General features: G+C 67.6%; 26 protein-coding genes and 1 tRNA gene. 4 read left to right on the top strand and 23 right to left on the bottom strand.

The window, feature by feature from the left end; translation table 11 throughout:
- Positions 1-44: 44 nt before the first annotated feature.
- Together AWB94_RS16320 and panD are read right to left on the bottom strand one after the other, a co-directional pair.
- Entirely contained in the window at positions 45-1,376 is a 1,332-nt protein-coding gene (locus AWB94_RS16320) for a lysine N(6)-hydroxylase/L-ornithine N(5)-oxygenase family protein (protein ID WP_062656223.1), read from the bottom strand.
- Complete coding sequence (gene panD, locus AWB94_RS16315) at positions 1,376-1,783, bottom strand: aspartate 1-decarboxylase (RefSeq protein ID WP_062656222.1); 408 nt, start codon at positions 1,781-1,783, stop codon at positions 1,376-1,378. The genes AWB94_RS16320 and panD overlap by 1 nt, the downstream gene beginning before the upstream one ends.
- Before the next feature lie 78 nt (positions 1,784-1,861).
- On the opposite strand from panD, the gene AWB94_RS16310 reads away from it, so the two are divergent.
- Positions 1,862-2,860, top strand: coding sequence for an iron-siderophore ABC transporter substrate-binding protein (locus AWB94_RS16310; protein ID WP_084395087.1), 999 nt, complete (start codon positions 1,862-1,864; stop codon positions 2,858-2,860).
- Here AWB94_RS16310 and AWB94_RS16305 read toward each other — a convergent pair.
- Genes AWB94_RS16305 through AWB94_RS16290 form a run of 4 tightly spaced genes read right to left on the bottom strand, consistent with a single transcriptional unit; the run spans position 2,857 to position 6,604 of the window.
- Positions 2,857-3,675 (bottom strand): ABC transporter ATP-binding protein, encoded by an 819-nt coding sequence (locus AWB94_RS16305; RefSeq protein ID WP_062656221.1) that lies wholly within the window; start codon positions 3,673-3,675, stop codon positions 2,857-2,859. The genes AWB94_RS16310 and AWB94_RS16305 overlap by 4 nt on opposite strands.
- Before the next feature lies 1 nt (position 3,676).
- Complete coding sequence (locus tag AWB94_RS16300) at positions 3,677-4,738, bottom strand: FecCD family ABC transporter permease (protein ID WP_062656220.1); 1,062 nt, start codon at positions 4,736-4,738, stop codon at positions 3,677-3,679.
- Complete coding sequence (locus AWB94_RS16295; RefSeq protein WP_062656219.1) at positions 4,735-5,766, bottom strand: iron chelate uptake ABC transporter family permease subunit; 1,032 nt, start codon at positions 5,764-5,766, stop codon at positions 4,735-4,737. Before AWB94_RS16295 ends, AWB94_RS16300 begins: the two co-directional genes overlap by 4 nt.
- A gap of 13 nt (positions 5,767-5,779) precedes the next feature.
- The gene (locus AWB94_RS16290) at positions 5,780-6,604 is read right to left on the bottom strand and encodes a siderophore-interacting protein (RefSeq protein ID WP_062656218.1); all 825 of its coding nucleotides are present in this window, start codon (positions 6,602-6,604) and stop codon (positions 5,780-5,782) included.
- A 183-nt stretch (positions 6,605-6,787) separates the two neighbouring features.
- Here AWB94_RS16290 and lepB point away from each other — a divergent pair, with 183 nt between their 5' ends.
- Entirely contained in the window at positions 6,788-7,462 is a 675-nt protein-coding gene (gene lepB / locus AWB94_RS16285) for a signal peptidase I (protein ID WP_165605303.1), read from the top strand.
- Between the two features lie 75 nt (positions 7,463-7,537).
- On the opposite strand, the gene AWB94_RS35150 is transcribed toward lepB, so the two are convergent.
- The 13 genes from AWB94_RS35150 to AWB94_RS34650 all read right to left on the bottom strand — a co-directional run bounded on the left by AWB94_RS35150 (position 7,538) and on the right by AWB94_RS34650 (position 18,207).
- Complete coding sequence (locus tag AWB94_RS35150) at positions 7,538-7,696, bottom strand: DUF6131 family protein (RefSeq protein WP_165605302.1); 159 nt, start codon at positions 7,694-7,696, stop codon at positions 7,538-7,540.
- A gap of 146 nt (positions 7,697-7,842) precedes the next feature.
- Positions 7,843-8,634, bottom strand: a complete 792-nt coding sequence (locus AWB94_RS16280; RefSeq protein WP_084395116.1) for a transglutaminase-like domain-containing protein — start codon at positions 8,632-8,634, stop codon at positions 7,843-7,845.
- Between the two features lie 158 nt (positions 8,635-8,792).
- Positions 8,793-9,197, bottom strand: coding sequence for a DUF5994 family protein (locus tag AWB94_RS16275; RefSeq protein WP_084395085.1), 405 nt, complete (start codon positions 9,195-9,197; stop codon positions 8,793-8,795).
- 267 nt (positions 9,198-9,464) lie between these two features.
- Positions 9,465-10,382 carry an ACP S-malonyltransferase gene (locus tag AWB94_RS16270; protein WP_062656215.1) on the bottom strand — a complete coding sequence of 306 codons (918 nt, stop codon included), beginning with the start codon at positions 10,380-10,382 and terminating at the stop codon, positions 9,465-9,467.
- A complete protein-coding gene (locus AWB94_RS16265; RefSeq protein WP_165605301.1) occupies positions 10,379-10,966 on the bottom strand; it encodes a malonate decarboxylase holo-ACP synthase in 588 nt (195 codons plus the stop codon). Before AWB94_RS16265 ends, AWB94_RS16270 begins: the two co-directional genes overlap by 4 nt.
- The gene (mdcD, locus tag AWB94_RS16260; RefSeq protein ID WP_062656213.1) at positions 10,963-12,609 is read right to left on the bottom strand and encodes a biotin-independent malonate decarboxylase subunit beta; all 1,647 of its coding nucleotides are present in this window, start codon (positions 12,607-12,609) and stop codon (positions 10,963-10,965) included. Before mdcD ends, AWB94_RS16265 begins: the two co-directional genes overlap by 4 nt.
- A complete protein-coding gene (gene mdcC / locus AWB94_RS16255; protein ID WP_062656212.1) occupies positions 12,606-12,911 on the bottom strand; it encodes a malonate decarboxylase acyl carrier protein in 306 nt (101 codons plus the stop codon). Before mdcC ends, mdcD begins: the two co-directional genes overlap by 4 nt.
- Positions 12,899-13,741 carry a triphosphoribosyl-dephospho-CoA synthase gene (locus AWB94_RS16250; RefSeq protein ID WP_062656211.1) on the bottom strand — a complete coding sequence of 281 codons (843 nt, stop codon included), beginning with the start codon at positions 13,739-13,741 and terminating at the stop codon, positions 12,899-12,901. The genes mdcC and AWB94_RS16250 overlap by 13 nt, the downstream gene beginning before the upstream one ends.
- Before the next feature lie 3 nt (positions 13,742-13,744).
- Positions 13,745-15,376, bottom strand: coding sequence for a malonate decarboxylase subunit alpha (gene mdcA, locus AWB94_RS16245; protein WP_062656210.1), 1,632 nt, complete (start codon positions 15,374-15,376; stop codon positions 13,745-13,747).
- 1 nt (position 15,377) lies between these two features.
- Positions 15,378-15,500, bottom strand: a complete 123-nt coding sequence (locus tag AWB94_RS36130) for a hypothetical protein (protein WP_264021041.1) — start codon at positions 15,498-15,500, stop codon at positions 15,378-15,380.
- Entirely contained in the window at positions 15,491-16,786 is a 1,296-nt protein-coding gene (locus AWB94_RS16240; protein WP_062656209.1) for a sensor domain-containing phosphodiesterase, read from the bottom strand. Before AWB94_RS16240 ends, AWB94_RS36130 begins: the two co-directional genes overlap by 10 nt.
- A 929-nt stretch (positions 16,787-17,715) precedes the next feature.
- Positions 17,716-17,931, bottom strand: a complete 216-nt coding sequence (locus AWB94_RS16230) for a hypothetical protein (RefSeq protein ID WP_131805258.1) — start codon at positions 17,929-17,931, stop codon at positions 17,716-17,718.
- A gap of 45 nt (positions 17,932-17,976) precedes the next feature.
- Complete coding sequence (locus tag AWB94_RS34650; protein ID WP_131805257.1) at positions 17,977-18,207, bottom strand: hypothetical protein; 231 nt, start codon at positions 18,205-18,207, stop codon at positions 17,977-17,979.
- Positions 18,208-18,300: 93 nt separating this feature from the next.
- On the opposite strand from AWB94_RS34650, the gene AWB94_RS16225 reads away from it, so the two are divergent.
- The gene (locus tag AWB94_RS16225; RefSeq protein WP_234811757.1) at positions 18,301-19,140 is read left to right on the top strand and encodes a tyrosine-type recombinase/integrase; all 840 of its coding nucleotides are present in this window, start codon (positions 18,301-18,303) and stop codon (positions 19,138-19,140) included.
- A gap of 80 nt (positions 19,141-19,220) precedes the next feature.
- Here AWB94_RS16225 and AWB94_RS16220 read toward each other — a convergent pair.
- From AWB94_RS16220 to pgm, 3 genes are all read right to left on the bottom strand, one after another.
- Positions 19,221-19,293, bottom strand: a tRNA-Ala gene (locus tag AWB94_RS16220).
- A 55-nt stretch (positions 19,294-19,348) separates the two neighbouring features.
- Positions 19,349-20,641, bottom strand: coding sequence for an MFS transporter (locus tag AWB94_RS16215; RefSeq protein WP_062656206.1), 1,293 nt, complete (start codon positions 20,639-20,641; stop codon positions 19,349-19,351).
- Entirely contained in the window at positions 20,638-22,272 is a 1,635-nt protein-coding gene (gene pgm / locus AWB94_RS16210; protein ID WP_062656205.1) for a phosphoglucomutase (alpha-D-glucose-1,6-bisphosphate-dependent), read from the bottom strand. Before pgm ends, AWB94_RS16215 begins: the two co-directional genes overlap by 4 nt.
- A 74-nt stretch (positions 22,273-22,346) precedes the next feature.
- On the opposite strand from pgm, the gene AWB94_RS16205 reads away from it, so the two are divergent.
- Positions 22,347-23,009: a hemerythrin domain-containing protein gene (locus tag AWB94_RS16205; RefSeq protein ID WP_062656204.1), complete on the top strand. Its 663-nt coding sequence runs from the start codon at positions 22,347-22,349 to the stop codon at positions 23,007-23,009.
- Here AWB94_RS16205 and AWB94_RS16200 read toward each other — a convergent pair.
- Positions 23,006-26,245: an ATP-binding protein gene (locus AWB94_RS16200; RefSeq protein WP_062656203.1), complete on the bottom strand. Its 3,240-nt coding sequence runs from the start codon at positions 26,243-26,245 to the stop codon at positions 23,006-23,008. The two genes, AWB94_RS16205 and AWB94_RS16200, sit on opposite strands and share 4 nt — an antisense overlap.
- Positions 26,246-26,264 lie beyond the last annotated feature (19 nt).

Here is a 26,264-nt window from a genome sequence, read left to right as displayed (position 1 = left end):
GGTAGCGGGGTTGGCGCACCAACCCCGCTACGGTGCCGGGGTTTTCAGCCGCCACCGACCAGTTCGCGGCTCTGCCTGTTCACCTCCACGTGCTGGGCGATCGATGCGACAATCTCACCGCTGCGTACCGCGACATTGGACAGCAACGACGAGCTGAGCCCGTGCGTGTGCTCGGTGCCGCCCTGCAGATAGATGGCTCCGGTGATATCCCGGGCGGTACGCAGCCGGTAATCGCGGCTCAGCTCGGGCAGATGCATGCCGAGCTCGCCGGCCGCGTAGAGGTCTCCGAGGATGTCCGGCAACGGCATCGGGACGAATCCGGTCGCGTAGATCACCGCATCGCAATCCAGCACCTCGACCGTACGGGTCGGATGGTGTTTGATGCTCACCCGAACTCCGGCGCTGTGCTCGACGGCGCTCTGTACGCTCGACGCGCCGCGGAAGAACAGCCGCCGCTTGCCCGCCACCCGCTCGGCGTACTCGCGGGTGTACAGCTCCTCGATCAGAGGTAGGTCGACACAGGAGTAGTTGGTGGCGCGGTGGTAGTCCATCAGCCGCTGTCGGACCGTCGGCGCGGCGGTGTAGAAGTCGTCCACCGCTGCGGGGTCGAAAACGCGGTTTGCATAAGGACTGTCGTCAGCAGGGCTGTAACCGTACTTCGCGAACACGCCGTGAACTTCGGCATTCGGATACGTGACGTGCAGGTAATCGGTGACCTCGGCGGCACTCTGTCCGGCACCCACCACGACGAACCGGTTATTGGTCGTGGACGGCACCTGGCGGATCTTGGTCAGCAACTCGTGGTTGTGGAACTGCCGGGCCGTCTCGGTGACCCCGACCGGCAGCTGTGCCTGCAGGCCCCCGGCCAGCACCACGGTCCGGGCGCGCATCGTGCGATGGGTGCCGCCACTGGCGACATCGATTGCCAGCCAGTCGCCCTCGTCGCGGACTCGTACCGCACGCGTCCCGTAGTGCACCGTGGCGGCCACCCGAGCGGCCGCCCACTCCAGGTAGTCGTGGAACTCCAGCCTGGTGGGGAAGAACGTCTGGTGGTTGATGAAGTCGCTGAGCCGGCCACGGTCGGTCAGATAGCTCAGGAAGGTGTATCGGCTGCGCACGTTGCGCTGGCTGGCCAAATCTTTGAGGAACGAGATCTGCATGGTCGTCCCCGGGATGAGCATGCCGGTGTGCCAGCCGAATTCCGGCTTCGCCTCGACGAACTCGGCCGTGATGGCCGACTGCGCCCCGCGGCCGTGGTTGTGTTCCTCGATCGCGATTGCCAACCCCAGGTTCGACGGGCCGAAACCCACGCCGATGACGTCGAGAATGCGGTCTACACCGTTGCCAGAGGTGCCATTCCCCGCCGATCTTGCCATCAGGCGCCCGCTATCTGATCGATCGCACCCGGCACCGGTTCGGACGGATCGCAACCCTGGGCCACGATGCGGTTGTGGGCGTCGACGTGCACCACCCGCGGTGCATGATCGGGTACTTCCCGCTCATCGACGGTACGAAACGACATGATGATCACGAGGTCACCGGGCTTGACGAGATGTGCTGCGGCCCCGTTGATGCCGATGACACCGGAGCCCGCGGCACCGGTGATCGCGTACGTGGTCAGGCGCGCCCCATTGGTGATGTCGACGACGTCGACCTGCTCCCCTTCCAGAATGTCCGCAGCGCGCATCAGCTCCTCGTCGATGGTGATCGATCCGACGTAGTGCAGGTCAGCCTGAGTGACGGTGGCGCGATGCACCTTGCCCCCCAGCATGGTTCGGAACATGTGAGTCCCCCAAGCGGTTGTTAAGTTAGTTTGTACCCAACTGACGGTTAGGCGCGAAGCGTAGGTTAACCTAACCTAATGCCGCTTACAAATGTTGGTTCGGCCCTCGGCCGTACCTGCGCCCTCCTGGTCACCGCTGTACTTCTCGCCGGCTGCGGCGGGACCACTGCCAAGAACGACTCCGCCGCCGCGAGCACCTCGGCTGCGGCGGAAACCATTGCGATTGAGCACAAGTTCGGCGAGACAAAGGTGTCCGCACACGCGCAACGAGTGGTCACCGTCGGCTGGAATGACCAGGACGATGTGTTGGCCCTCGGCGTGGTACCTGTCGGTACCCGCAGCTTCTTCGACAATTACAACGACTTCCCGTGGGTGAAGGCGGCGACCGACGGTAAGGGCGTGCCGGTGATCCCCGGTGACGAGATCAACTTCGAGGCCATCGCCAAGGCAAAGCCGGACGTCATCTTCGCCATCTACGAGACCATCGACAAGAAAACCTACGACCAACTGTCGCAAATCGCGCCCACGGTCGTGCAGTCGGACAAATACCCCGACGAGGAGACACCCTGGGATGTCCAGCTTCTGACCATCGGCAAGGCCCTGGGTAAGCAGACGCAGGCCCAGGGATTGGTCGACAAGGTCAACTCCAAGATCAGCGAGACCAAAACCTCTCATCCCGAATTCGCGGGCAAGACGCTGGTCGCCGATTACACCACCGAGCTGAACTCGCAGTACCTGCTCCCGGCCGGCGATCCGCGCCGCCAGCTGTTCGACGCCCTGGGATTCAAGGCTCAGCATGACACCGGTGATGTGTCCGACGAGAAGCTGGCCCTGCTCGAGGGCGACGTGCTGTTCGTCAACGGCCTCACCAAGGAACAGGTCGCCGGTTCGCCCGCGTTCAGCAGACTCAAGGTCGTGCAGGACGGGCGCACCCTGTACGCGGGTTCCGATTCCACACTCAGCGGCGCGCTCACCTACAGCGGACCGGAGGCACTGCTGTATGCGTTGAACGTGCTCACCCCGGAACTGAGCAACGCCCTGACCGGTAAGCCGGTCGCCGACCTCTCGAATTCCTAGGTTATACCCCGGGCGTTCGCCCGCTCCCTGTCGCGAGCCGACGCCCGGGGAATCACCAGCGGCGTCCCCGTCTGCGGGTCGTCGATGATCTGACACTTCAACCCGTAGACGTTCTCGACCAGTTCGGCGGTGACCACCTCTGCTGGATCACCTTGAGCCACAATTGCCCCAGCCTTCATCGCGATGACCCGATCGGCGAACCGGCAGGCGTGGTTGAGGTCATGCAGCACCGCGACGATGGTGCGCCCCTGGGCGGCGTTCAACTCCACGAACAGATCCAGAAGTTCGATCTGGTGGGCGATGTCCAGATACGTGGTCGGCTCGTCGAGCAGGATGAGCGGCGTCTCCTGGGCCAGCACCATCGATACCCACACCCGTTGACGCTGGCCACCGGACAGTTCGTCCACCGGCCGGCCGGCGATCGCGGTGATACCGGTGGCGGCCATCGCCTCGGCGACGACGTGTTGGTCCCGCTTCGAGTACTGCCGCAGCGCCCGCTGGTGCGGAAAACGGCCCCGCGTCACCAGATCTGCGACCGTGATGCCTTCCGGCGCGATGGAGGATTGCGGCAACAGCCCGAGTTTGCGGGCGACGTCCCTGGTGCGTAGACCGGTGATGTCGGCCCCGTCGAGGATCACCTGTCCCCCGACCGGGCGCAGCAGTCGGGCCAGCCCACGCAACAACGTCGACTTGCCGCAGGCATTCGGTCCGACAATCGCGGTGATGGCGCCCTCGGCGATGTCGACGGTCAACCCGTCCACGATGCGGCGGTCGCCATACCCCAACGACAAGCCACGCGCGCCCAACTCAGTCATGTCACTGTCCCTTCCGGGCCTGCACCACCAGCAGCCAGATCAGATACACCCCACCGGCCACCACGGTGACCGCCCCTACCGGAAGTTCAGCCGGGGCAAAGATTCTCAGGGCCAGGAGGTCGCTGGACAACAGTAAGAACGCCCCCATCACCGCCGAGGAGACCAGCCCCACGCCCGGCGTTCCGGCGACCCGGCGGGCCAGTTGGGGTGCCGCCAGCGCGACGAACGAGATGGGTCCCGCCGCCGCGGTGGCCACGGCGATGAGCAGGACACCGACTCCGAAGTAGGCGACCCTGGCCCGCTCGGGCCGCACGCCGAGTCCGCCCGCCGCGTCGTCGCCCATCTGCAGGATCGGCAGCTGCGGGCCGATCGGCACCAGGATGGCGATGACGATCGCGACGCATACCAGCACCGGGATCGCCTGTTCCCAGTGCAGTCCGCTGAGGGTGCCCTGCTGCCAGATGGCGGCCGTGATCGCCTGGTGCAGTTTGATTTTGAGGATGATCCACTGGTTCAGCGAACTCAGCATGGCCCCCACACCGATACCGACGATGATGAGCCGGAACCCCGCCACCCCCTGCCGGTAGGCCAGCAGGTACACCACCACGGCGGTCAGCAGCCCACCGATCACCCCGCCGAGCGCGGTGAGGTAGTACCCGCCGCCGAACGCTCCGATGGCCACCAGCGCGCCGGTGTAGGCGCCGAAGTTGAACCCGATGACGTCGGGGCTGCCCAGCGGATTGCGGGTCAACGCCTGAAAGATGGCTCCCGACATGCCCAGTGCCGCGCCGATCACCAGCGCGAGCACGATCCTGGGCATTCGCCACTGCAGCACCAGGACACTGACGAAGCCCTGCTCGCGGCCGGTCAGTACATCGATCACCTCGGCGGGCGACACCGGATACTCCCCCACGCCCAGCGCGAGCACCGCCAGGATCAGCGCGCCGAACCCGAGCCCCGACAGCACCGTGACGCTGCGCCACGAGGCCCGCAGTGATAATGCCGGTTCACGGCGCAGCACCAGCTGCCTGCGCCCGAAATCGACGGGATCGAGCCCGCTCACAGGCCACTCGCCGTCGTCCGGCGAACCAGCCAGATCAGGACCGGCGCCCCGATGAAAGCGGTCACGATGCCGGCGGGCAACTCGCCCGGGGGTACCACCACCCGTCCGACCACATCGGCCGCGAGAAGCAGTGCCGGCGCCGCGAACACGCAGTAGGCACAGATCCATCGCCAGTCCGGCCCGGTGAACCAGCGCACCGCGTGCGGCACCATCAATCCGACGAAGCCGATCGGTCCGGCCGCGGCGGTGGCCGCGCCGGCCAGCAGCGTCACGCCCACCAGCCCCAGGACCCGGGTCCGAACCACGTTGCCGCCCATGGCCACCGCAAGATCATCCCCCAGCGCGACGGCGTTGAGCCCCCGACTGACATAGAGGCACAGCGCAGCGCCGAGCACCACGAACGGCGCGACGGTCACCGCCACCTCCATCGGCCTGCCGTCGAGGGCACCGGCATCCCAGAACCGCATCGAGTCGAAGGCGCGCGGGTAGTGCAGCCGGATGGAGAACGAGACCCCGTCGGCGACGGCACCCACTGCGACGCCGGCCAGCAGCATCCGCACCGGTGTGGCCGTCATCCGTCCCGACGCGGCCACCGCGTAGACCGCCAGCATCGCCACGAACGCGCCGAGAAAGCCGAACCAGATGTAGCTCGACAGCGAATGCAAGCCCAGCAGCGCGATCGCGGACACCACGAACAGACCCGCCACCGACTCGATACCCAGGATCTGGCTGTCCGCCAACGGGTTACGGGTGATGCCTTGGATGAGCGCACCACTGAGTCCCAGCGCGATGCCGACGACGACGCCGAGGACGGTGCGTGGAATGCGCAGTTCGTGCACGATCCATTCGTTGCCGGTGTCGCTGTAGTCGGTGACGGCCTGCCAGACCGTCGCCAGACCCACGGTCTGGGTGCCGACGGCCAGGCTGAGCACACACGCCAGGACGAGAAGCGCAATACAGACCAGTAAGCCGGTCAGACGCCGGTGCGCCGCTGCGGTGAGGTCGGGTTGGGCGGTAGCGATCGCCATCGGCTACCGATGCCTACAGGCCGGCGCGTTCGAGTGCGAGGTCGTACTCCTCGGCGGCGATCTTCTCGCCTTTGCCCGCGGCGAGTGCCCGCTCGTAGATCGCCTCCACCTCCGTGCTGACCGCCTCGTATCTGCGGTCCCAGGTCTCGGAGTCGAACCGCCAATACCCGACGATGTCGTACTGGTCGGCGACCCAGCCGCATTCACTGCGCAGATACTTACGGACCACCCGGGTGGCCTGCGCCTCCCCGGCAAACCAGCAGTATCCGCGGCCGGCGGGATGGGGGTGTGCACGGACCAGGTCGGGCAGAGCGCTGGGCGCGTGACCGTTTCCGGTGCCCGCGGTGACCACCACCGGGACATCGGGCCGGGCGGGCACATAGGTCAGGTCATCCTCGTCGGCGACCTCGACGATTGCGGTGGCGGCGGCGCCCTGGGGAAGTTCCTCCAGAATCCGGGCCAGCGCAGGGAGTCCGGACAGATCGGCGACCAGTAGCTGCCAGGCACCGGCCGGCTCAGGCCGGTACCAGCTGCGCGCGTGGTCGAGGCGGACCCGCAGGCCGGGGGCGGCGCGTCGTACCCAGCGGGTGGCCAGCCCTGTGTCGTGCAGGACGAAGTCGCAGGTGAGGTACCTGCCGTCGACGTGGCGCACGGTGTAATTGCGGCCCTCGGCCTCGGCGTCCGGAACGGATAGCCCCGGTGACGGGAAGTAGATGCCTACCGCGGCGTCACCGACGTCCGGCAGTCCCAGCACCTCGATCTCCGGGACCTCGAACACCACACGCCGCAGACGTGGACCGATTTCGCTGACCTCGGCGACGACACCTGCAACTCCCATGCAGTGCAGGCTAACCTAACCGAGGAGCTCGTCGGACCAGGGCACACGGCTGGCCACGCCGGCCGATCAGTCGGCGGCGCTTACGACGCCTACCCTGAGCGGCAGGACTCCGAGTAAGGGGGCACGGCGCTCATGTCAGCTTCGCGGGCGACACGCGTGCGCGGGAGACGGATCCTGCGTGTGGTGGCGCTCGCCGGGACGCTCATCGTGGCACTGTTGCTCGCGGGTTGGGCTCTGGTCCTGGCATTCGTCGGACAGGAGTACCGGATCCCGTCGGTGGCGATGGCGCCAACGGTCAAGCCCGATGACCGCGTCGTCGTGAACAAGCTCGCCTACCGCAGTCACCCACCCCGACCCGGCGACATCGTGGTGCTGCGCGCACCGGCGCACTGGAACGTCGGCTATCCGTCGCCCCGGTCCGCCAATCCGGTGCTGCGCGGGGCGCAGGACGCGCTGGCGCTGTTCGGGTTGGGGGCGCCGGATGACCACGCGATCGTGACGCGGGTCATCGCGGTGGGCGGGCAAACCGTCGAATGCCGGATGGAAACCGGCGTCACGGTGGACGGCACCCCGATTGCTCAGCCCTACCTGGACAAGACCGCCCTGGAAGTGGATCCGGCCCTGCTGCCCTGTCTGGGCAGTGCTTTCGGTCCGGTCACGGTGCCGGCGGGCAGGCTGTGGGTGATGGGCGACAACCGCACGCATTCGGCCGATTCGCGCGTTTACTGCGCCCACGTTCAGGCTCATGTCGAGCGTGGCGTGCTGTGCACCGGTGACCCGGCGTCCGGGACCGTCGCGGTCGACGACGTCATCGGCCTCGTCTGGTCGGTACAGCCCGGCGGCAGCCAAATCCGTTGAGCGGTAACCATCTCGACAGGCCGGTGCCCCCGGCCGAGGGGTCGGGGGCACCGGGTGGATATGCCGGATCAGGCGCTAGTACCAGACTTTGCGCCCGCCGACGGGGCGCCCGACCTGGCCGAGCACCAGCAGCACCAGGCCGACGACCAGGACGATCCAGCCGATGGTGGCGATGATGGCGGGGACCGGCAGCAGATAGCCGATCGCGATGAGGACGATGCCGAGGACGATCACCGTGGGCTCCTTGGTTATTGACGACAGCGACAACACTCGTATACCCCGCAGCGGCCCCTTCTAATCACGCACGAAGTGAGCGGCAGCAACGTTCGGTGCGCCGCGCGGTTGGTGCACGGTGTCGGAGGAGCCGACGGGTGTGGTGGTCAGCTGAGCGAGATCAACGCGTCGTGCGCGTCGAACGGCAGCGGTTGATTGGTGGTCGCGGTGACGACGATGTTGGTGAGGGTGATGGAGCCGCCGTGATTGTCCAGGAAAGCCGTGTCGGCGGCGTCGCGTCCGGTCGCGATGCGGACCAACGTCTGCCGTGGCGCCAGGTAGGTGGCGTCGACGACGTACCACCGGCCGTTCACGAAGGCTTCCGCGACGGCATGGAAGTCCATGGGTACGCAGCCCGGTGCGTACACCGCGACGACGCGGGCCGGGACATTGACCGCCCGCAGCAGGGCGACGACAAGGTGCGCGTAGTCCCGGCATACGCCCGCCCCAGCCAGCAACGTGTCCTCGGCCCCGTCGATGGGGTCGCTGCTGCCCGGCACATAGCTCAACCGCGCCCCGACCCACGACGAAATCGTCTCCAATAGCATTGCGGTGTCGGTATATCGGCCGAACTCGTGCCCGGCGAAACCGAAGAATTTGTCCGACTCGGCGTAGCGGCTCGGCCGCAGGTACTGCGACAGGTCGTAGTCGGTGACCGGGGCCGGCTCGCTGTGACCGGTGATGGTCGCGCCGTAGTCGACGGTAAGACTGCCGACCCCGACGTCGAGCTTGTGGATCCGATTGCCGTGTACGCCGGTGATCTCGGTGGCGAAGACTGTTTGCCCGTTCAGGACGAACGTCAGCGACTCAGATATCTGGGCGCCCGGGTGTGGGGCCACGGCGATCTGGAACTCCAGGGCAGCCGGCTCGGTGATGTCCACGTCGAGGTGGGCGCCCACCTCGCGGATGAGGGTGCTGATGGTCTCCGCCGATCTGTGCTCGAGTGACGCGCTCTGGCCGCGGCGTGTCGGCTCTGCCACGTCCGTGCCCTGATCGCGCTGAGCTTAGCGTCACCGCGATGAGCGCGCCCACCTGCTCGCGCGGGACGGCTCGGGATTCAGCGTGATGCCGCCGCCATCAACTTGCGATGCGCCGATTCCGGTTGCTCGCCCGCCGGAATCACCTCAAGCACCAGCCGACCGGCGTCCAATCCGAGAACCTCGATGGTGTCGACGGGTTGACGCTGATAGCCGTCGAGGCGCACCGACCGGCCACCTGTGAACAGCTTGCGCGGCGGCGTGGCCCATTCATTCACGTTGTAAAGCACCCGCTCGATTCTGCCGAGACGAACCGACAGGACGGCCAACAGATCTGGAAGTTCCGCGGTCAGGTCGCCGCTGTGCGGCCACCACGCCCCGTCCGCCCGCCCGGCCGTCGGCGCTTTCGGCTTCAAACGAAGCCGTGGTGTCTCCACGGGAACAACATGATCGGGGTCATTCTTACGGGTCTGATGCGACGTCATGACGACGGTCCGTTCTTGGCGGATGCACCGCCGGACACTTCGACCGGGGCGACACGACTCGACTCGGTCACGTGTGCAGGAACCACCGGTAGGCGCCAGTCTACGCCCACGCGGCCCACCGTCACCGCCGATCGCGACCACGAGCGATATTGAGTGCGCGCGTTCCTAATTCGTATGCGATCGGGACAGTCGAAATCTACTCGGCCTTCAGCCACTGCGCATCGGCAACAACCAGGAGTCGTTCGGCGTTGCTCCGCGGCACATGTGTCACAGCGGGCCCCTCGTACCGCGGGCCCGATATGCCGCGGATGCCAGCGAGTGATCCTGCAGGGATAGCGCCTCGATCCCCGGCGCCGTGGACGCCAGCAGCCGGGTCAGGATGTCACCGGGCCGAGCCTCGACCGCGCAGGTGACGCCGAGCTCGGGCAACAACCGCATCGCGTCGTACCAGCACACCGGGCGGGCCACCGCGGCGGCCAGGTCTTCGAGGACAGCGTCCGCGCTCAGCACCGCACGTCCGCCGGTGTTGGTGAGATAGTGCGCCGTCGGCGTCCTGCGGGGTACATCGGCGAGACGGCGGGCCAGTTCCGTCGCCGTCGCCTGTTGCAGCGGGCAGTGCGAGGCCACCGTGACGGCCAGTCGCCGGTAATCGGTTGCGCCGGCGGTGTCAGCCGCCGCGGCCATCCGCTGCAACGCGCGGGTGCTGCCGCTGACCACGGTCTGGGTGGCACCGTTGATGTTCGCCACCCAGAGCGGATCCTCCTCGGTCGCGATCCGCGCGACGAGCTGCCGGGCCGTCCGCTCGGGCAGGCCGGTCACCGCGGCCATCCCCCACTCGCCGCCGGCGCACGCTTCCTCCATCGCGCGCCCGCGTACAGCAACGACCTCCAGTGCCTCCGACAGGGTCAGCACTCCCGCCGTCACGGCTGCGGCGAAGGCACCGGCCGAATGGCCGGCGACGAATTGCGGTGTGAGCCCGTAATCGTCGACCAAGGCCCGGGCGCACGCAACACCGGCGACGAGCAGCGCACGTTGGGTGTTCGCGGTCGAGGCCAACGCAGCGGCACTGTCGATGCCGGTGGGCGACTGCGCCAAGGTGGCAGTGATTGCGGGACTCGCGGGCAAGGTGTGCAGCATATCCGGCTGCTGGGAACCCTGGCCGGGAAACAGCAGCGCCAGGTTCACGCGATCACGTCGGTGCGAGCGATCAGCCGGGGACCGTCGGCGGTGCGGAGCAAAACTTCCGTTGTGCCACCGGTGAGTTCGGCCAGCGCGACCGCCCCCAGCTGCGTCTCCACCTGGCAGTCGATACGGACGGCCGAAGCCCGCACCGCTTCGTCGGCTACGGCCAGTTGGGTCGGCCGCGGCATCCGGATGATCAGATCGAGATCACTGTCCGCGGTGACGGTTCGGACGTGGGTGGCCAGTTCAAAGCCCACGCTGCCGGTCGGCCCCCACGCCACCCCGGCTTCGTCGAGCACCGGCCCGATCAATTCCAACGCGCGTAAGGCGGGCCGGTCGGGTGCGACTCTCCGGCGGGCCAATTCCTCGGGGGTCACCACCGCGATGGCATCCTCGGTGCTCATCTGGAAGGGGAAGCGCGCCGAACGTGTCGGTCCGCGAACTCCGACGGCGATCCGCCCCGGTCTGGCGCGGGCTCGGCGGACCACCACCCATGGCGTGGCCTCCAACGCGTCGTGGACCCAGTCCGGCGCCGCGGGCGGCAACACCGGCGTGGCCGAACATTGCAGCAGGTCGTGTGGGTTCACGGTGAATCCCATTGCTGAGCAATGAGATCACGTACCCGACGGGAGGCTTGTCGGGTGACGCGCGCCGCCTCCGATTCGAGCCGATTCGACAAATCGCGCGGGGCGTTGCGGGCGCGGGCGATGGCGGCGTCGATGGCGGCGCGCACGGTCGCGATGTCAATGCCGGTGGGCGTGTCCGGGTCCTCGACATGAAGGAGGCCGTCGCAGTAGCCCAGTTTGGCCCAGTCGGTGATTCGGTAGCTCATGGGCAGGATCGTGGAGCCCAATTGCTCGAGCTCCTCGACGGTGCGCCGGGTGATCCGCGCTGCGGCTTGCTTGTGCATGGCGTGGATCTCCACGCTCGGGTGACTCAGGGCCAGAATCTGATTGGCCTGCAGGCCGTGGGTCAGAAAGCCCCCGGACAGCGCGGTACCGACCACGACGGCAACGACCGGGTGCCCGGCGACCCTTGCCGCATGGTACGCGTCGGTGGCTGCAGCCATCGCCTGGTGCAAGCCGGCAATTTCCTCATTGCGACCGTAGGCCTGGCTGGGAACGTCGACGACGGCGACAAGCGCGCGTTTGACGTCTGCCGAGGCATCCTCGCCGATCAGATTTCTGATGCTCTGCGCGAGCGCCAGTGATTCGGTGAGACCTACCTGACCCTGCCGAGCCCGGTAGAAGCGGTTGTCACGGTCGGGTACCACCGCCAGGTAGCGTGCCCCCGCCACATCAGCCGACACGACCGAGGGCACAACCGGTTCCGCGTCAACCCCGGAGAGGCCCTGCAGCCATGTCAGGCCCCGCCTGCTCGCGGTGCCGGCGTCGGCCTGGGCCGGGGCGCTCGGATTCAGCGCACCCAGTCGGGCCGCCAGTGCGTCCACCTGTTCACTGCGATGCCGCCCCGGTTCGGGTACCCCGGCAGCCAGGGCGTCGATCAGCGCAGCACGGATCCGGTCGGCGTCGTCGGGCACCAACGCGTCGGCCAAGCCGGCCGCATACCTCCGCTCACCACCGTCGACAGCCCAGATCAATGCGTGATCGCTGGAATCGAATTCATCGACACCGGCTTCCTGTTCGATGACGGCGGGACCGTTGAGGCCGATGCGGGCGTGCGGCGTGACGATCAGACGGGTACACAGTCCCGCAGCGATACTCATCCCGCCGAATGAGCCGACCGTGCCCGCGATGATGCCGATCACCGGCGCCAAGGGCCGCAGATCCAGTACCGCCGAGCAGATTTCGGCGACCGCGTTGAGCCCCAGGTTTGCCTCCTGAAGCCGTACTCCGCCGGTCTCGAGGAGTATCACCGCGGCGGTCGGCACGCCGTTGCGGGAGTCGTTTGCGGCTTGCAGGAGTGCCTGCGAGATTTTGGCGCCGGACACCTCACCGGTGCCGCCGCCCTGGAAGCCTTGTTCGATCGCGGCGACCACAACGGGCTTTCCGTCGACCGTGCCACGCGCGATGACGGTCCCATCGTCGGCCTGGGGGGTGATGCCCTGCGGCGCCAACCACGGTGATTCCAACCGGTCGAAGGGACCGGCGAGCACCCGTGCCGTGCCGGGATCAAGCAGCGCGCTGGCACGGCCCAGGGCGCCGAGTTCGATGAAGCTGCGTCGCCGCAACAACTCTCGCCAGGACTCGTCGATGAGCAGGCCGGTCATGCTATCGCGGCCTCCGCGGCTTGTCGCAGTCGCAAAGTCACGACCGCCGGAGTGGCACCGAAGTCGTTGAGTTCCCAGCGGCCGGCCAACGCGGTGTGCCCGAAGAAACGGTCCAGGGCGGCACGCCAGACGGTGTCGAACCCGTCGACACTGGTCCGGACCCGAACCGTGGCGCGATCGCCCGGCTCTTCACCGGCCGGTGGTTGCAGCAGGATTTCCAGATCTCCGGATGCGACCACACCGACGTGAGCGGCCCGTGCCGCGGCGTCTGCGGCCGGATAGTGAAAGGTCATGGTGTGCATTCGGCGCTCTTTCGGTCTGCGAGCTCGTCGAGGAACAGCGTTACCGCCAGCAGGTCGGCGCTGCCGCCGGGAGAGATGCGCCGGCGCAGGCAGAGGTCGTCGAGTTCGGTGAAACGGATCCGTCCGGCCGGTGTGCGGTATCCCCCGGCAGTCAACGTCGCCGAGGCCGCCGATTGGATCGCGCGCAGCCCGGCCCAGCCGTCCCGGTGCAGCACGCAGGTGTCGTCGACGTGGGCGATCAGGGCCAACAGCGCATCCACCCGTGCCGTGTCCTCGGTGCCGCCCTCGGCGCGAGTTGCCGACAACATGGGCAGTGCGTACCGGTGCACCGCAGGAAAACCGTTCTGCGCCTGTCCGACAGCACCGCCGACCCGGTAGCGGCGCCGCGCCAGCTCGCCATGCGATGGACTTTGTGCCGGCGTGACGGCGGGGTCGGCCGTGCGGGCCAGCCGTGCGGCATTGGTGACGGCGTCACCGGCCAACGCTGCCCCGGCGCACAGCAGTCCCAGCGCCCACAGCGCGCCGCGATGCGTGTTCACCCCGCCGGTCGCCTCGAGCATCCGGGCTTCACCGGCTCGCCCGATCTCGCCGAGGGTCGCACGCAAGTCGGCACCCATTCCCAACTCCATTGCAGCCGTTGCGCATTCGACGAAGGGCAGGTGCAGCGATTCGATCGCGGCGTGCAACATGTCCAGATCCATGTCGGTATGGGCACCCGACCCTCGCCGGTCCACCAAGCCCGGTTTCGGTGTCAGCTCCGCCTCACCGACGAGGGCATCACTCGCAAGTTTCGCCAAGTGAACTGCTCGGTTGATTGTCGCGGTGGGCACGGGTCACCAATCCCTGAATTGGGAGGGCGGTTCGTAGAGTCCGCCGGACCAGGCGACCAGGTCGGCGATGCTGCGTGCCGCCAGCAGTGACCGGTTGGCCAACCTGGTTTCCACCTGGAGATCCTGGGGGAAGGCAACCAGGCCGTCTCGGCGCAGCGCTTCGGTGCGTTTCGTATCGGCTGCCCTGCCGATCGGTGTCACGCCGGCGATCGCCGCCAGCGCGGCGCGGCGGTCGGCGAGCGAGTGGGCTTTGTAGAGATAGGCCACGCCTTCCTCGGTGACGACGTGGGAAACGTCGTCGCCGTAGATCATCACCGGCGGCATGGCGAGGCCGGCCTGTTGTCCGACGTCGACGGCGTCGAGTTCCTCGACGAAGGTGGGAACGCCACTGGCACGGAAGGTTTGGACCATCTGGACCACGAGTTTGCGGCCGCGCCGGCTACTGCCCTCACCGTGGGCCAGATTGAGCCATGCCGGTGAGGCGTGCCGGCGGCCGTGCGGATCATGACCCATGTTCGGTGCGCCGCCGAAGCCCGAGATCCGCCCGTCGGTGACCGTCGAGGAATTCCCGTCTCGGTCGATCTGCAGCGACGATCCGATGAACATGTCGATGGCATATTGCCCGGCAAGTTGGGCCAGCGCGCGGTTGGACCGCAGCGAGCCGTCGGCACCGGTGAAGAACACGTCGGGGCGGGCGGCGACGTAGTCGTTCATCCCGGACTCACCGCCGAAGCTGTGGACCGACTCCACCCAGCCCGATTCGATCGCGGGAATCAGCGTCGGGTGCGGGTTCAGCACCCAGTGTTTGGCTATCCGGCCCTTCAAGCCGAGGCGCTCACCATAGGTTGGAATGATGAGTTCGATTGCCGCGGTGTCGAATCCGACCCCGTGGTTGAGTGACACGACCTCGTGGCGTTCGTAGACACCGCGTAGCGCGATCATTGCCGTGAGGATCTCCACGTCTCCGATGTGCCGCGGGTCGCGGGTGAACAACGGTTCCAGGAAGAACGGACGATCGGCCTGCACCACGAAGTCGACCCAGTCGGCCGGAATGTCGACCCGTGCGAGGCTGTCGGTGGCGACGATTTCGTCGGCCTGCACGATCACGATGCCGTCACGGAACGCCGCCGCTTCGGCGATCGTTGGGGTGTCTTCGGTATTGGGTCCGGTGTAGAGGTTGCCGTGCTCGTCGGCAGCAGATGCGCACAGCAGCGCGACATCAGGGATCAGGTCGACGAACATCCGCGCATACAACTCGACATAGGTGTGGATGTCCCCGATGTGCACGGTGCCGTCTTCGACGAGCTGCGCGATCCGCACGCTCTGCGGGCCGGCGTAGCACAGGTCGAGCCTGCCGGCGATGCCGCGTTCGAACAGATCGAGGTGCTCAGGCCGCGACACCGAGGGAATCAGCATGTGCAGTCCGTGGATTCGGGTCGGATCACACTCGGCGAGTGTCCTGGACAGGAAGTCGGCCTGCTTCTGGTTGTCCCCCTCCAGTGCGACACGGTCCGCAGGGCGGAGTACGGCGTGGAAGAAGTCGGTGAGCTCGCTCGGCCGAATCAGCTTGCCGTCGCTGTGCGCGGCGCCTGCCCGTATCCGGTCGGCCTTGGCCGCGCGGCGGGTATCCCACATCTCAGCCGACCGACCGTGCTGCGTCGAGGATGACGGCGGTGACGGCGTCGGGGTGACAGATCAGTGCCAGATGCGAACCGCCGCGTCGGGCCGTGGCCTCACCGGCCCCCTTGATCACAACCATCTCCGATGGCATGGCTTCTCCAGGCGTTGTGGCATGCCGAGGTGGAAGCCTTGGCCGCACTCGATACCGAGATGAATCAAGGTCTGGAGCTGGCCGGACGTCTCCACCGCTTCGGCGACAATCCTCGCATCCATCTCGGCGCCCAGCGAGGCAAGCGCCGTGGCTATGGCCCGCTTGGCCGGATCGTTGTCGATGTCGGCAATCAGCTCACCGTCGATCTTGATGATGTCAGGACGAAGGCGCAGTAATTGAGCAAAGCTCGCATAGCCGGCGCCGGCATCGTCGACCGCCAGGCCGATCCCCCGATCGCGCAGGCGCTTCAGGCCCACAGCGAGGTCGTCGGGAAACGGCTCGTGCTCAGTGATTTCAATGATCAATTCTCGGTCTTGGGCTATCAAGAAGTCCTGGATCGGCTCTTCCAGTGCAGCGGTCGGACTCAGATTGACCGCGACCGGACAATCGGTCGGGATGCCCTGCGCGGCAGCCAAGACGGCACGCAGCGCGGCATCTTCCAGGTCGAGGCCCCGCCCCAGGCGGCGCGCCGTGCTGAACCACTGCGCCGGAGTCAACCCCGACGACACGGGAAAGCGCACCAGCCCTTCGTAGGCGATCGTCTTGTCGCTCGCCAGATGCACGATGGGTTGGAACGCCACGCGAAACAAGTCGGGTTGGGCGAGCAGCGCATCCAGTCGGATCTGGTGCCCCTCGGTCTCGACTGCCTCGGGCATCATCACCGATGCGACGAACCGAGCCGTGAAGGCTCCCCGCGCACCGTCTTGACCGTCGATGATCGTATGTGTGAGCAGCGCCGAGAGCTCCGATTGGCTGCTGATCAATGCCGAAACAAAGTCGCTGACCGCGACCATCGGGTCGATGTCCTTTGCAGTGAAGGCACCCGGGGCCGCGGCGGCCAACATCAGAGAGCCGGTGGCTACACCATTGTGTATCAACGGAATAACGGCCCATGATCGAGTACCCCACTGTTTGTTGAGCGCACGGACTTTCCGCGACAACCGGCTGTCCGTTGGCGCGTCGTTCACGAAGAGCGGCTGTTTCGCCCGGGCCGCGGCGCCCTGCAAACTGCGGTCCTTCGGGATCACGAAGCCCAGGGCAGGCGCCAGTACGCCACTGGCCGACACCGTCACGTAGGCATTGTCGGAGGCGCGAAGCAGGGTGATGGCTGCACCATCAGCGTTGGCCATGAATGCGCACGCTTGCTCGGCGACGCGAACCATCAGCGACGCTGGATCCACCGAAGTGGTCAATGCGTGTATCAGCCGATTCATTGCGCCTTTCCTCCGCATCGGCCACCAGCCCCTGCAAGTCGTTCTGGTGTATGGCGAGGCCCGCGGCACTACGGCCTCACTCAGGTTACGCACATCTTCTGCGGCGACACCGCACAACAGAGAATTCGGCCGTCAAAGAGCCTCATTCGACGGGATCGAACCGACCGGGCAAAGCCGGGCAAGGCGCCGCGACCGCGGCCCACGGACTCCAAACCGGCCGGAATTCCGGCGTGCGTCGCAGCACATCGTGACTAGCTCCTGAGGTCGCTGACCGTGGTGGCGAGATCTGCCAGACCAAGTGACGCCACCCCGATGGCGACGACGGCAAGAGATGGCAGGTCTACATCCTTAAGCGGAGACACCAACGCCGCCAACGCGTCCCACTGACGGTCGAAGTCAGTTCCAGCATGCTCCTCTGACGTCTGCTCGCTCTCGCTCGGCACTCCTCGCTCATGGCGGCAGCCTGGTCGGTGGTGTACCGAACGTGGCCGTTGGCCTTCCAGCGGTAGCACACAGTATTGGACCGATTGCGCGCGGCGTCGTACAAACATCGAGATGTAGACGATTGGATGACACGCACTGTAGACGGTATGACTATCGGGCCGTTCAGACGATCCGAGTTCACCACCCTTTGACTGTCTGCCAATGAAAGTCGCCGCCATGGTGAGCGAGGGCGGTCGGCCTTTAACGACCCACTCGATCGTCGAGGCTGCGAACGCCCCTGTCCGGTGGAGGGAGCTAAGGGATTCGAACCCCTGACCCCCACACTGCCAGGACCGGGCAGACTCCTCGACCAGGCGGAACGGGCGCAGATTCTCGTGTAGACGACGTATTTGGGGCAGCAACTGTTGTCAGCGTTGTCGTCAAAACTGTCGTCAGCGCGAGGGATGTGCTGATACGACGCCGTTGGAGTCGGCGCAGTAATGACGCTAGGGCTGTACCGATGCGAGGAGGAGCTCTGCGGTGAGCTCGATGTCGTCCAATGCCATCGCCTGGCCTTCCGGGATATTTCTGATGCGGCTTAGCGACCGTTTCGCGTGAGTAATCAGCCAAAGCTTCACGTAGAGCAGGCAATCAGCCCGCAACTGCGGATCCGCGCCCGAACGTTGTTGTCGCGCAGCGGCACCGGCAGTCGGGTCGAGCACCAACCGTACGATGTCCAATAGGTCGCTGGCCTCCTTGGCCGCGCCTCAGTCCATCAGTGATTGCAGCTTCATCGCGATGAGCGGCCCAGGCTCGGCGACGCGCACGGTGACCGGCGCGAATCCTGGCGTCCGCAGCGACATTGGGGATGCCGTCGCTGCTGCCCAGTTGTGCGCCATGATATGAAGGCGTCCCGTGGCGTCGTCGGGAAGCTCCCGAAGTGCCGCGTCAGTTACACCGAGAACGTCAACCTCGACAACACCGGCCAAAGTGTCCAATAGCGCTCCTGCGGGACCGCGCGGAGTCGCGCCAGCATCAAGAAGCAGTTCGAGCTGCGATCGTTCGTCGCCAGCGCCTTCGGCGCAGTCCAGGTGCAAAAGCTAACCCCGGCCGCACTGGCCGACTGGTCAGCTGCGCTTGCAGGCAAGAGCGGCCAACCACTGGCGCCGGCCACCAAGCGCCGCGCCATCGTTCGGCTCAAGCCGGTGATGGCGCACGCGAAGCGGATGCGCTGGCTGCCGTATGACCCGTCAACCGACCTCGAATCGCCTGAGCAGAAGTCGATCACCGCGACGGCCGCCGATGACATCTGGACACCCGCGCAAATGTCCGTGTTTCTCGATCACGTCTCGACGCACCGCCTCGCAGGGTGCTTTGCACTGACGCTACTTGGCCTGCGCCGCGAGGAGGTGGGCGGGCTGCGGTGGTCGGACATCGACCTAGAGGCGGGCGTGTTGCGCATCCGCCAGGCCCGAGTCGACGTCAATGGTCGCGACACCATCGTCACGCCCAAGACCGACCGCAGCGCCCGCGATCTCCCGGTGCCCGCACGGAAGCTGGGCATGCTGAAAGCAATGCGCACCGTCCACCTGCGGGAGCGCTTGGCTATTGGCCGGCCGCTCGCGGATGCCAGCCTCCTACTATCGCGGGCTGATGGCACTCCCCTGCCGGTGCGCGAATACTCGCGCGAGTTCACCGCCCAGCGCACGACCGCCGGCCTCAAGGCGATCACGCTCGGCAAGCTGCGCCACTCAAACATCTCCCGGATGCGAGCCGCGGGAGTCGCCGCCGATGTCGTCGCTGCCTGGCACGGGCATACCGAGCGCATGACCCAGGCGGTGTATGGCCGAGTCACCGATGACCGACTCACCGCGGCGTCGGCGGTGTTCTCTGCGCCGAAAGGACAAAGCCCGGCGGTAGGACAGAGTTAGGACATTTCGACCCGACTGCCACACACCCCGCAAACAAAAGAAACCCGACTTGTACGGTGTCAAGTCGGGTTTCTCAAACGTGGAGCTAAGGGGATTCGAACCCCTGACCCCCACACTGCCAGTGTGGTGCGCTACCAACTGCGCCATAGCCCCGTAACTTGTGCTCACCGAAAGTACACCACTCGTACCCCTGGTTCAAAACCGCTGGTCACGGGAGCTCACCGCCCGCCTCCGGCCCCAACGGGCGGGCCGGCGTGTGGTCCTGCGCGGCCATCCCGCGGGTCTCGGGCGCGAAAACCCACCCGAGCGCGGCGATCAGCAGGATGACGCCGCTGATCACGAACGCCGAACCGAACGACACGTACTGGGCGATCTGCCCGACAGCCAGCGATCCGATGATGGAGCCGACATCGGCCATCATCTGGTAGGCCGCCACCGCGGTTCCGGCCCGGGCCTTGCTCCCCACGATGTCGGCCACCGCGGCCTGCTGTGGCGAACTGAACACCCCGGCAGCCGCCCCGGCCACGAACGCGGCCGCCATGAACAACGTCAGCGAGGACGTCAGCCCGACCAGCAGGGTGGCCACCCCGGACACCGCGAGCCCGGTGATCAACGGCACCCGACGGCCCACCCGGTCGGACAGGTGACCGCTGGGAATCACCGCCGCGACATTGCCGATCGCGAACACCGCCAGCGCCAACCCCGCCATCCGCGGACCCTGGTCGAGCACCTCGGTGACGAACAGCGGCACCAACGCGACACGTAACCCGAACACCGACCAGCCGGTGGCGAAGTTGGAGAACATCGCCGCCAGGTAGGCGCGATTGCGCAGCACGGTCCGCACCGTCACCGTGGGCCCGTCCCGCTCGGCGGGCGCCGCCAGCGGCGAATGCCGCAGGCTGACCCACACCACGGCGGCGGCCACCAGCAGGGCCACCCCGTAGATGGCGAACGGCGCGGACAACCCCAGCCCTGCGGTCAACGCCCCCAGCACCGGCCCACCGACCGACCCGACCAGGAACGCGCTGGAGAACATCCCGGCCACCCGGCCGCGGGCATCCTCCGGTGAGATGCGGATCATCAGCCCGAGCGAAGACACCGTGAACATCGCCGACCCGAACCCGCCGAGCGACCGGAACACCAGCAGCTGCCAATAGGTCTGCGCGAACGCGCACGCCCCGGTGGACACCGCGACGATCAGCAGGCCGGTCAGGTAGACCCGCCGCTCCCCCAGCTTCTGCACGAAGACGCCGGAGGCGGGCGCCGCGCACAACCGCATCAACGCGAAGGCGGTGATGACGAACGTCGCGGCGCTGATGCTGACGCCGAAGTCGCGGGCGTACTGCGGCAACACCGGCGCGACGACGCCGTACCCGAGGGCGATCACCGCGTTGGCCGCGATCAGTACCCAAACCTCACCGGGCAGCTTGGCCTTCTGGCGCGTCGTACAGTTGTCCGTTTGCTCCTCGCGTCCGCAGTCGCCCTCCGTAACGGAACTCACCCGATGACTGTATTCACCAGCTCCTTGGCCGCCTCCTGCACCTCGGCAAGATGTTCGGCTCCCTTGAACGACTCCGCGTAGATCTTGTAGACATCCTCGGTGCCCGACGGCCGGGCAGCGAACCAGGCGTTGTCGGTGGTCACCTTCAGCCCGCCGAGGGCCGCGCCATTACCGGGTGCGGTGGTCAACTTCGCAGTGATCGGCTCACCGGCCAGTTCGGTCGCGGTGACCTGCTCGGCCGACAGCTTGGCCAGCCGCGCCTTCTGCTCCCGGTCGGCGGGGGCGTCGATGCGGGCGTAGGTCGGCGCTCCGTACTTGTCGGCCAGTTCCGCGTAGCGCTGCGACGGGGTCGACCCGGTGACCGCCAGGATCTCCGAGGCCAGCAGCGCCAGGATGATGCCGTCCTTGTCGGTGGTCCAGGTGGTGCCGTCGGTACGCAGGAACGACGCCCCCGCGCTCTCCTCACCCCCGAAACCGATTGAGCCGCTGATCAATCCGTCGACGAACCACTTGAAGCCGACCGGCACCTCGACCAGCTTGCGGCCCAGCCCGGCCACCACCCGGTCGATGATCGACGAACTCACCGCCGTCTTGCCGACCGCGGTGTCCGCGGACCAGCCGGACCGGTGGGTGTAGAGGTAGTCGATGGCCACCGCGAGGAAGTGGTTCGGGTTGAGCAGCCCCCCGTCGGGGGTGACGATGCCGTGCCGGTCGGAGTCGGCGTCATTACCGGTGGCGATCTGATACTTGTCACGGTTGGCGATCAGTGAGGCCATCGCGTTCGGCGAGCTGCAGTCCATCCGGATCTTGCCGTCGGTATCCAGCGTCATGAACCGCCAGGTGGCGTCGACCAGCGGGTTGACCACCGTCAGGTCCAGCTGGTGCCGCTCGGCGATGGCGCCCCAGTAGTCCACGCTGGCCCCACCGAGCGGGTCGGCGCCGATCCGGATGCCCTGCGCACGGATGGCGTGCAGGTCCACCACATTCGGCAGGTCCTCGACATAGGTGTTCAGGTAGTCGTGATGCTGCGCGCTCTGCAGGGCCCGGGCCAGCGGCACCCGCTTCACGTCCTTGAGGCCGCCGCGCAGAATCTCGTTGGCGCGCTTGGCGATCCACCCGGTGGCATCGGTGTCGGCCGGTCCGCCGTTGGGCGGGTTGTACTTGAAGCCGCCGTCGCGGGGCGGGTTGTGCGACGGGGTTACGACGATGCCGTCGGCCAGGTCCCCCACCCGGCCCCGGTTGAAGGTCAGGATGGCGTGGCTGACCACCGGAGTCGGCGTGTAGCGGTCGGCGGTGTCGATCATCGCCACCACGTCGTTGGCGGCCAGCACCTCCAGCGCCGACGCCCACGCCGGCTCGGACAACGCGTGGGTGTCGCGACCGATGAACAGCGGGCCGGTGGTGCCCTGAGCGGCGCGGTACTCGACGATGGCCTGGGTGGTGGCCACGATATGCGCCTCGTTGAACGCCCCGTCGAGACTGGAGCCGCGGTGCCCGGACGTCCCGAACACCACCTGCTGCGCGATGTCCTCGGGGTCGGGCACGATGGCGTAATACGCCGTCACCACGTGCGCGATATCGATCAGGTCGGACGGGTCTGCCGGCTTACCGGCACGTGGATTGGCAGCCATGCCCACGATTCTTGCCTACTTGCCGCAAGCCTGCCGCAAGTGCGTCACAAGTACGGCGCGACAACGTATCCGACATGAACAGTTCCGCACGATCAGCCCAACAGACCACCGTCCCCGACCTGTCCGGTATCACGATGGCGCACCGCGCGATGATTGCCGACGTCGGGCGCATGGCCGCGCTGCTGGGTGGCATCGCCCAAGGCACCCACACCTGCTCACACCCCAAGGACGTCGATCGCTACATCCGCTTGCTGTGCGATTCCATCCACCACCACCACACCGTGGAGGACGAGGTGCTGTGGCCGATCGTCACGGCGTCGGCGGGCAACTTCGTCGACCTGTCCGAGCTCATCGACGACCATGCCGCACTCGACCCGCGGTTGGATCGCATCCGAGTGCTGTCCACCGCGTTCCGGACGGCGCCCGGTCAGCCCACCGCGGCGCCCCTGGCGGCCGCGCTCGCCGACCTGTACCAGTTGGTGCGCGAGCACATCGCCGATGAGGAGCGAGCGGTGTTCGCGGTGATCCGCGAACACGTGTCGGTAGCCGACTGGGCGGTCGTCGAGAAGGCAGCGCAGCGCGCCGGCAAGATGTCGTTCGACGGGCCGCGGGTCATGAAGGTGGCCACCCCGGAGGAGTTCGCCAACGCCGCGGCCGGCGCCAACCCGTTGCTGATCGCCTTCGTCAAACTGATGATGCGACGGCACAATCGCTTCGAACGCCGGGTCTTCGGCTAGAGCAGGGCCGCCGCCTCGGCTGCCAGCCGGCGCGTCAGCTCCGCGGCGGCAGCCCGATAGCGGTCCGCCGTGGCGGTGTCACCGTCGGCTTCGGCCAACGCCGCCAGCGCCTCGTCGACCGGACCGGTCAACAAGGTGCCGTTGTCCAGGCCGGCCATCCGCCCGCTGTAGGGCATCAGCTCCGCGGCCACCGCGCGAGCCACCTCAAGGTCGCCCATCCGCACCGCGGCATGCACGCGCAGGGTGGCCAACGCCACCCAGTGATAGGACCGTTCGAGCGGGACCCGCTGCGACCAGACCTCCCGCGCCTCGGCCGTTCTGCCCACCGCCATCAGGGCCAGCGCCGTTCCGTCGGCCATGGTGGCCGACACGGTGCGATGCAACACCAGCAGCTCGTCGGCCATCGGCCCCAGATCACCGCGGGTGAGCGCGGCGCTGATCCGTCCCACCAGACCGACGAACACACCGTTGGCGACGCCGTGTTCGGCAAGGCTGACACCGGCGGCCACGTACCGGGCCTCGCCCTCGTCCGGGCGGCCCGCCAGCACCGTCAGCTGCGCGGAGTAGGCATCGAGCACGCCCAACAGATGCGCCAGCTGCCCGGTGCCCGCGCGGGCCACCGCCTGATCGACGTGGTGCCGCGCCGCGGCCAGATCGGAACGGCCCGACGCCGCCAGGAACAGCAGCCAGTGCCCGACGGCCTGATAGTTGACGGCACCGCACTCCTGGGCGGTGCGCAGCAGCTCGCCGAATGCGGCGTCCCGCTGCTCGGCCAGATCCGGTCCCAGACAAGCGAAGGCACGGACGTTCAGGGCGGCGCACAGCAGCCGGGCGTGCGCGTTCGGGTCCTGCGCGTACAGCGCGCGGGCCAGCTGGAGGGCTTCGGCACTGGCGGTCAACGCCGTCGCGTGCTCGGCGCCTTCCACCTCTTTGAACAACGTGATCAGCAGGCGCACCCGCAGGTGCGGCGGGTGCTCACGGGTCAGCAACCGGCGCAGCGGCTCCACGATCACCGGATCGATGTGATCGCCGGTGCGCAGCCGCCACACCAGCGGGCTGTCCAGTGCGGTCAGCGCCTGTACCAGCAGGGCGGCATCGTCCGCGGCGACGGTGACGGTCCGGTTCAACTCCACGCGCGCCGAGATCGCGTCACCGGCACGCGCCAACGCGGAGATCAAACCGCAGCGGGCGGGGACGGCGCGCTGCGGTTGCGCGCCGGCCAGCTCGAGCATCCGCACCGCGGCCCGCCATTGCCGCGCGGCCTCACCCGGGGCGCCCACCGCGTCGGCCTCACGAGCGGCGGCGGTGGCGAACTCCGCCGCCGCATCGGCAGTCTCGGCCGTGGCGGCGGCCACCGCGTGGTAGGCCAGCGTGGCGGCGTCGGCACCGCGCCGGCGCAGCATGTCCAGCGCGGCGGCGTGTAGCCGGGTGCGACGCAGCAGCGCGGTGTCGTCATACAGCGTGTCACGGATCAGACTGTGCGCGAACCTGATCCGTCCCGGCGCCGGCTCGTCGAGCAAGCCGGCCAGCACCGCGGGTTCCAGGGCGTCGAGCAGTTCGTCGCCGCTGTGCGCCAGCTCCTCCAAGAGATCCAGCTCGACCTCGCGGCCGAGCACCGCCGCCTGGCGCAGCGCGGTGGCGGTCTGCCCGGGTAGCCGAGCCAGCCGGCGGCGCACCACGTCACGCACGCCGGCCGGGACCCCGTCGTACGCGGCGGCGGGACCCTCGGCAGCCATCAGCCGGGCCATCTCCCGTACGAACAGCGGATTGCCATCCGTCCTGTCCCGCAACAGTTTCAGGGTTTCTGCCGTCACCGCGGGCAGGCCGCAGTCGGTGGCCAGTTCGACGAGGGCCGTGTCGTCCAGTCCGGCGAGGTGCAGGTGTGCGGCGGTGGCATTGGCCAGCGCCGCGCGAGCCATCTCCAGTTCGGCGCCGGATTCCGACGGGCGATAGGTGCCCACCGCGAGCACCGGGTGCGCCGCGAGCCGGTCGGACACCAGGCGCAGCAGTTCCAGCGTCAGGCCGTCGGTGCGGTGCAGATCATCGAGCACGACGGCCAGCGGCTGCGCAGACGCGGCCCGGCCGAGCACGTCGGCCAGGGTGTGCGCCAACCAGAAGGCCCCACCATCGGCTGCGGCGGCATCGTGTAGCAGCGGTGCCAGCGTCGCGGCCTCCGTGGGGTCCAGCCCGGCCCGGAACGTGCCGAGCACCTCGGTCCAGGCCCAGCCCGCCGGCGCACCGTCGACCTCGGGGCAGCGCCCCAGTGTCACCACCCACCCGGACTGCCGCAGGGCCGCCGCGGCGGCGTCGGCCAACGTGGTCTTGCCCGCACCGGCCTCACCGCCGATCCACACCACCTTCAGCCCTTCACGGCAGGCCGCCGCGGCAGCCGAGGTGATCGCGGCGAGTTCGGCTGCGCGGCCACGGGTCCGGGACATCGTCGGCGCCGGCGCGGCGGGGTCTGGCAGGACGGCTGGAGCTACAGCGATGGGTTCGAGGTGATCGGCCTGACGCAGGATGTCACGTTCCAGGTCGCGCAGTGCCCGGCCGGGCTCGAGGCCGAGTTCGCCGGTCAGGTACTCACGGGCGCGGCGCAGCACCTCCAACGCGGCGACCTGCCGTCCGGCGCGGTAGTGCGCGGCGGCCAGCAGACACGCAGCGGTCTCCCGGCCCGGATGGTCGCGGACGTGCGATTCCAGCAGCCGCACCACGACGGCGTGCTGCCCGAGTGCGGACTGGGCGCCGGCGTAGGACTCCACGGCCGACAGCCGCAAATCGGTCAGCCGGGCCACCTCCGGCGCAGCCCAGAACGTATCGGCGACCTCCACGTACGGATCGGCGACCCACCCGGCGAGGACATCCGCCAATTGGTGCGACCGCGATTCGGCCGCAACGGTTTTGGCTTCCAATGACCAGATGTCGACGGCGTCGTCGGGTAACCGCAGGCAGTAACCCGGTGCGGCACTGACGATCACCTGGGCCGCGGCGCGGCGCTGCCGCCCAGGTTCCAGCACCCGGCGCAGGTGAGAAATGTATGCCTGCAGCGCGGCCAGTGCCTTCGGTGGTGGTTCCCCTTCCCACAGGTCTTCGATGAGCCGGTCCACCGACACCACCTGACCGTGCGCCAGCACCAGCCTGGCGAGCACCGCCCGCTGTTTGGGACCACCGAGATCAACCTGCTCGCCATGCACCCATGCACGGATCGGGCCCAGTACACAGATCCGCACAGCCGTCATGGTGTGCCCAACATAACGT

This window comes from Mycolicibacterium canariasense (genome assembly GCF_002101555.1).
Classification (GTDB): domain Bacteria; phylum Actinomycetota; class Actinomycetes; order Mycobacteriales; family Mycobacteriaceae; genus Mycobacterium; species Mycobacterium canariasense.
The sequence above is the reverse complement of the archived record's forward strand: the minus strand, read 5'-3'. Positions and strand labels throughout refer to the sequence as shown.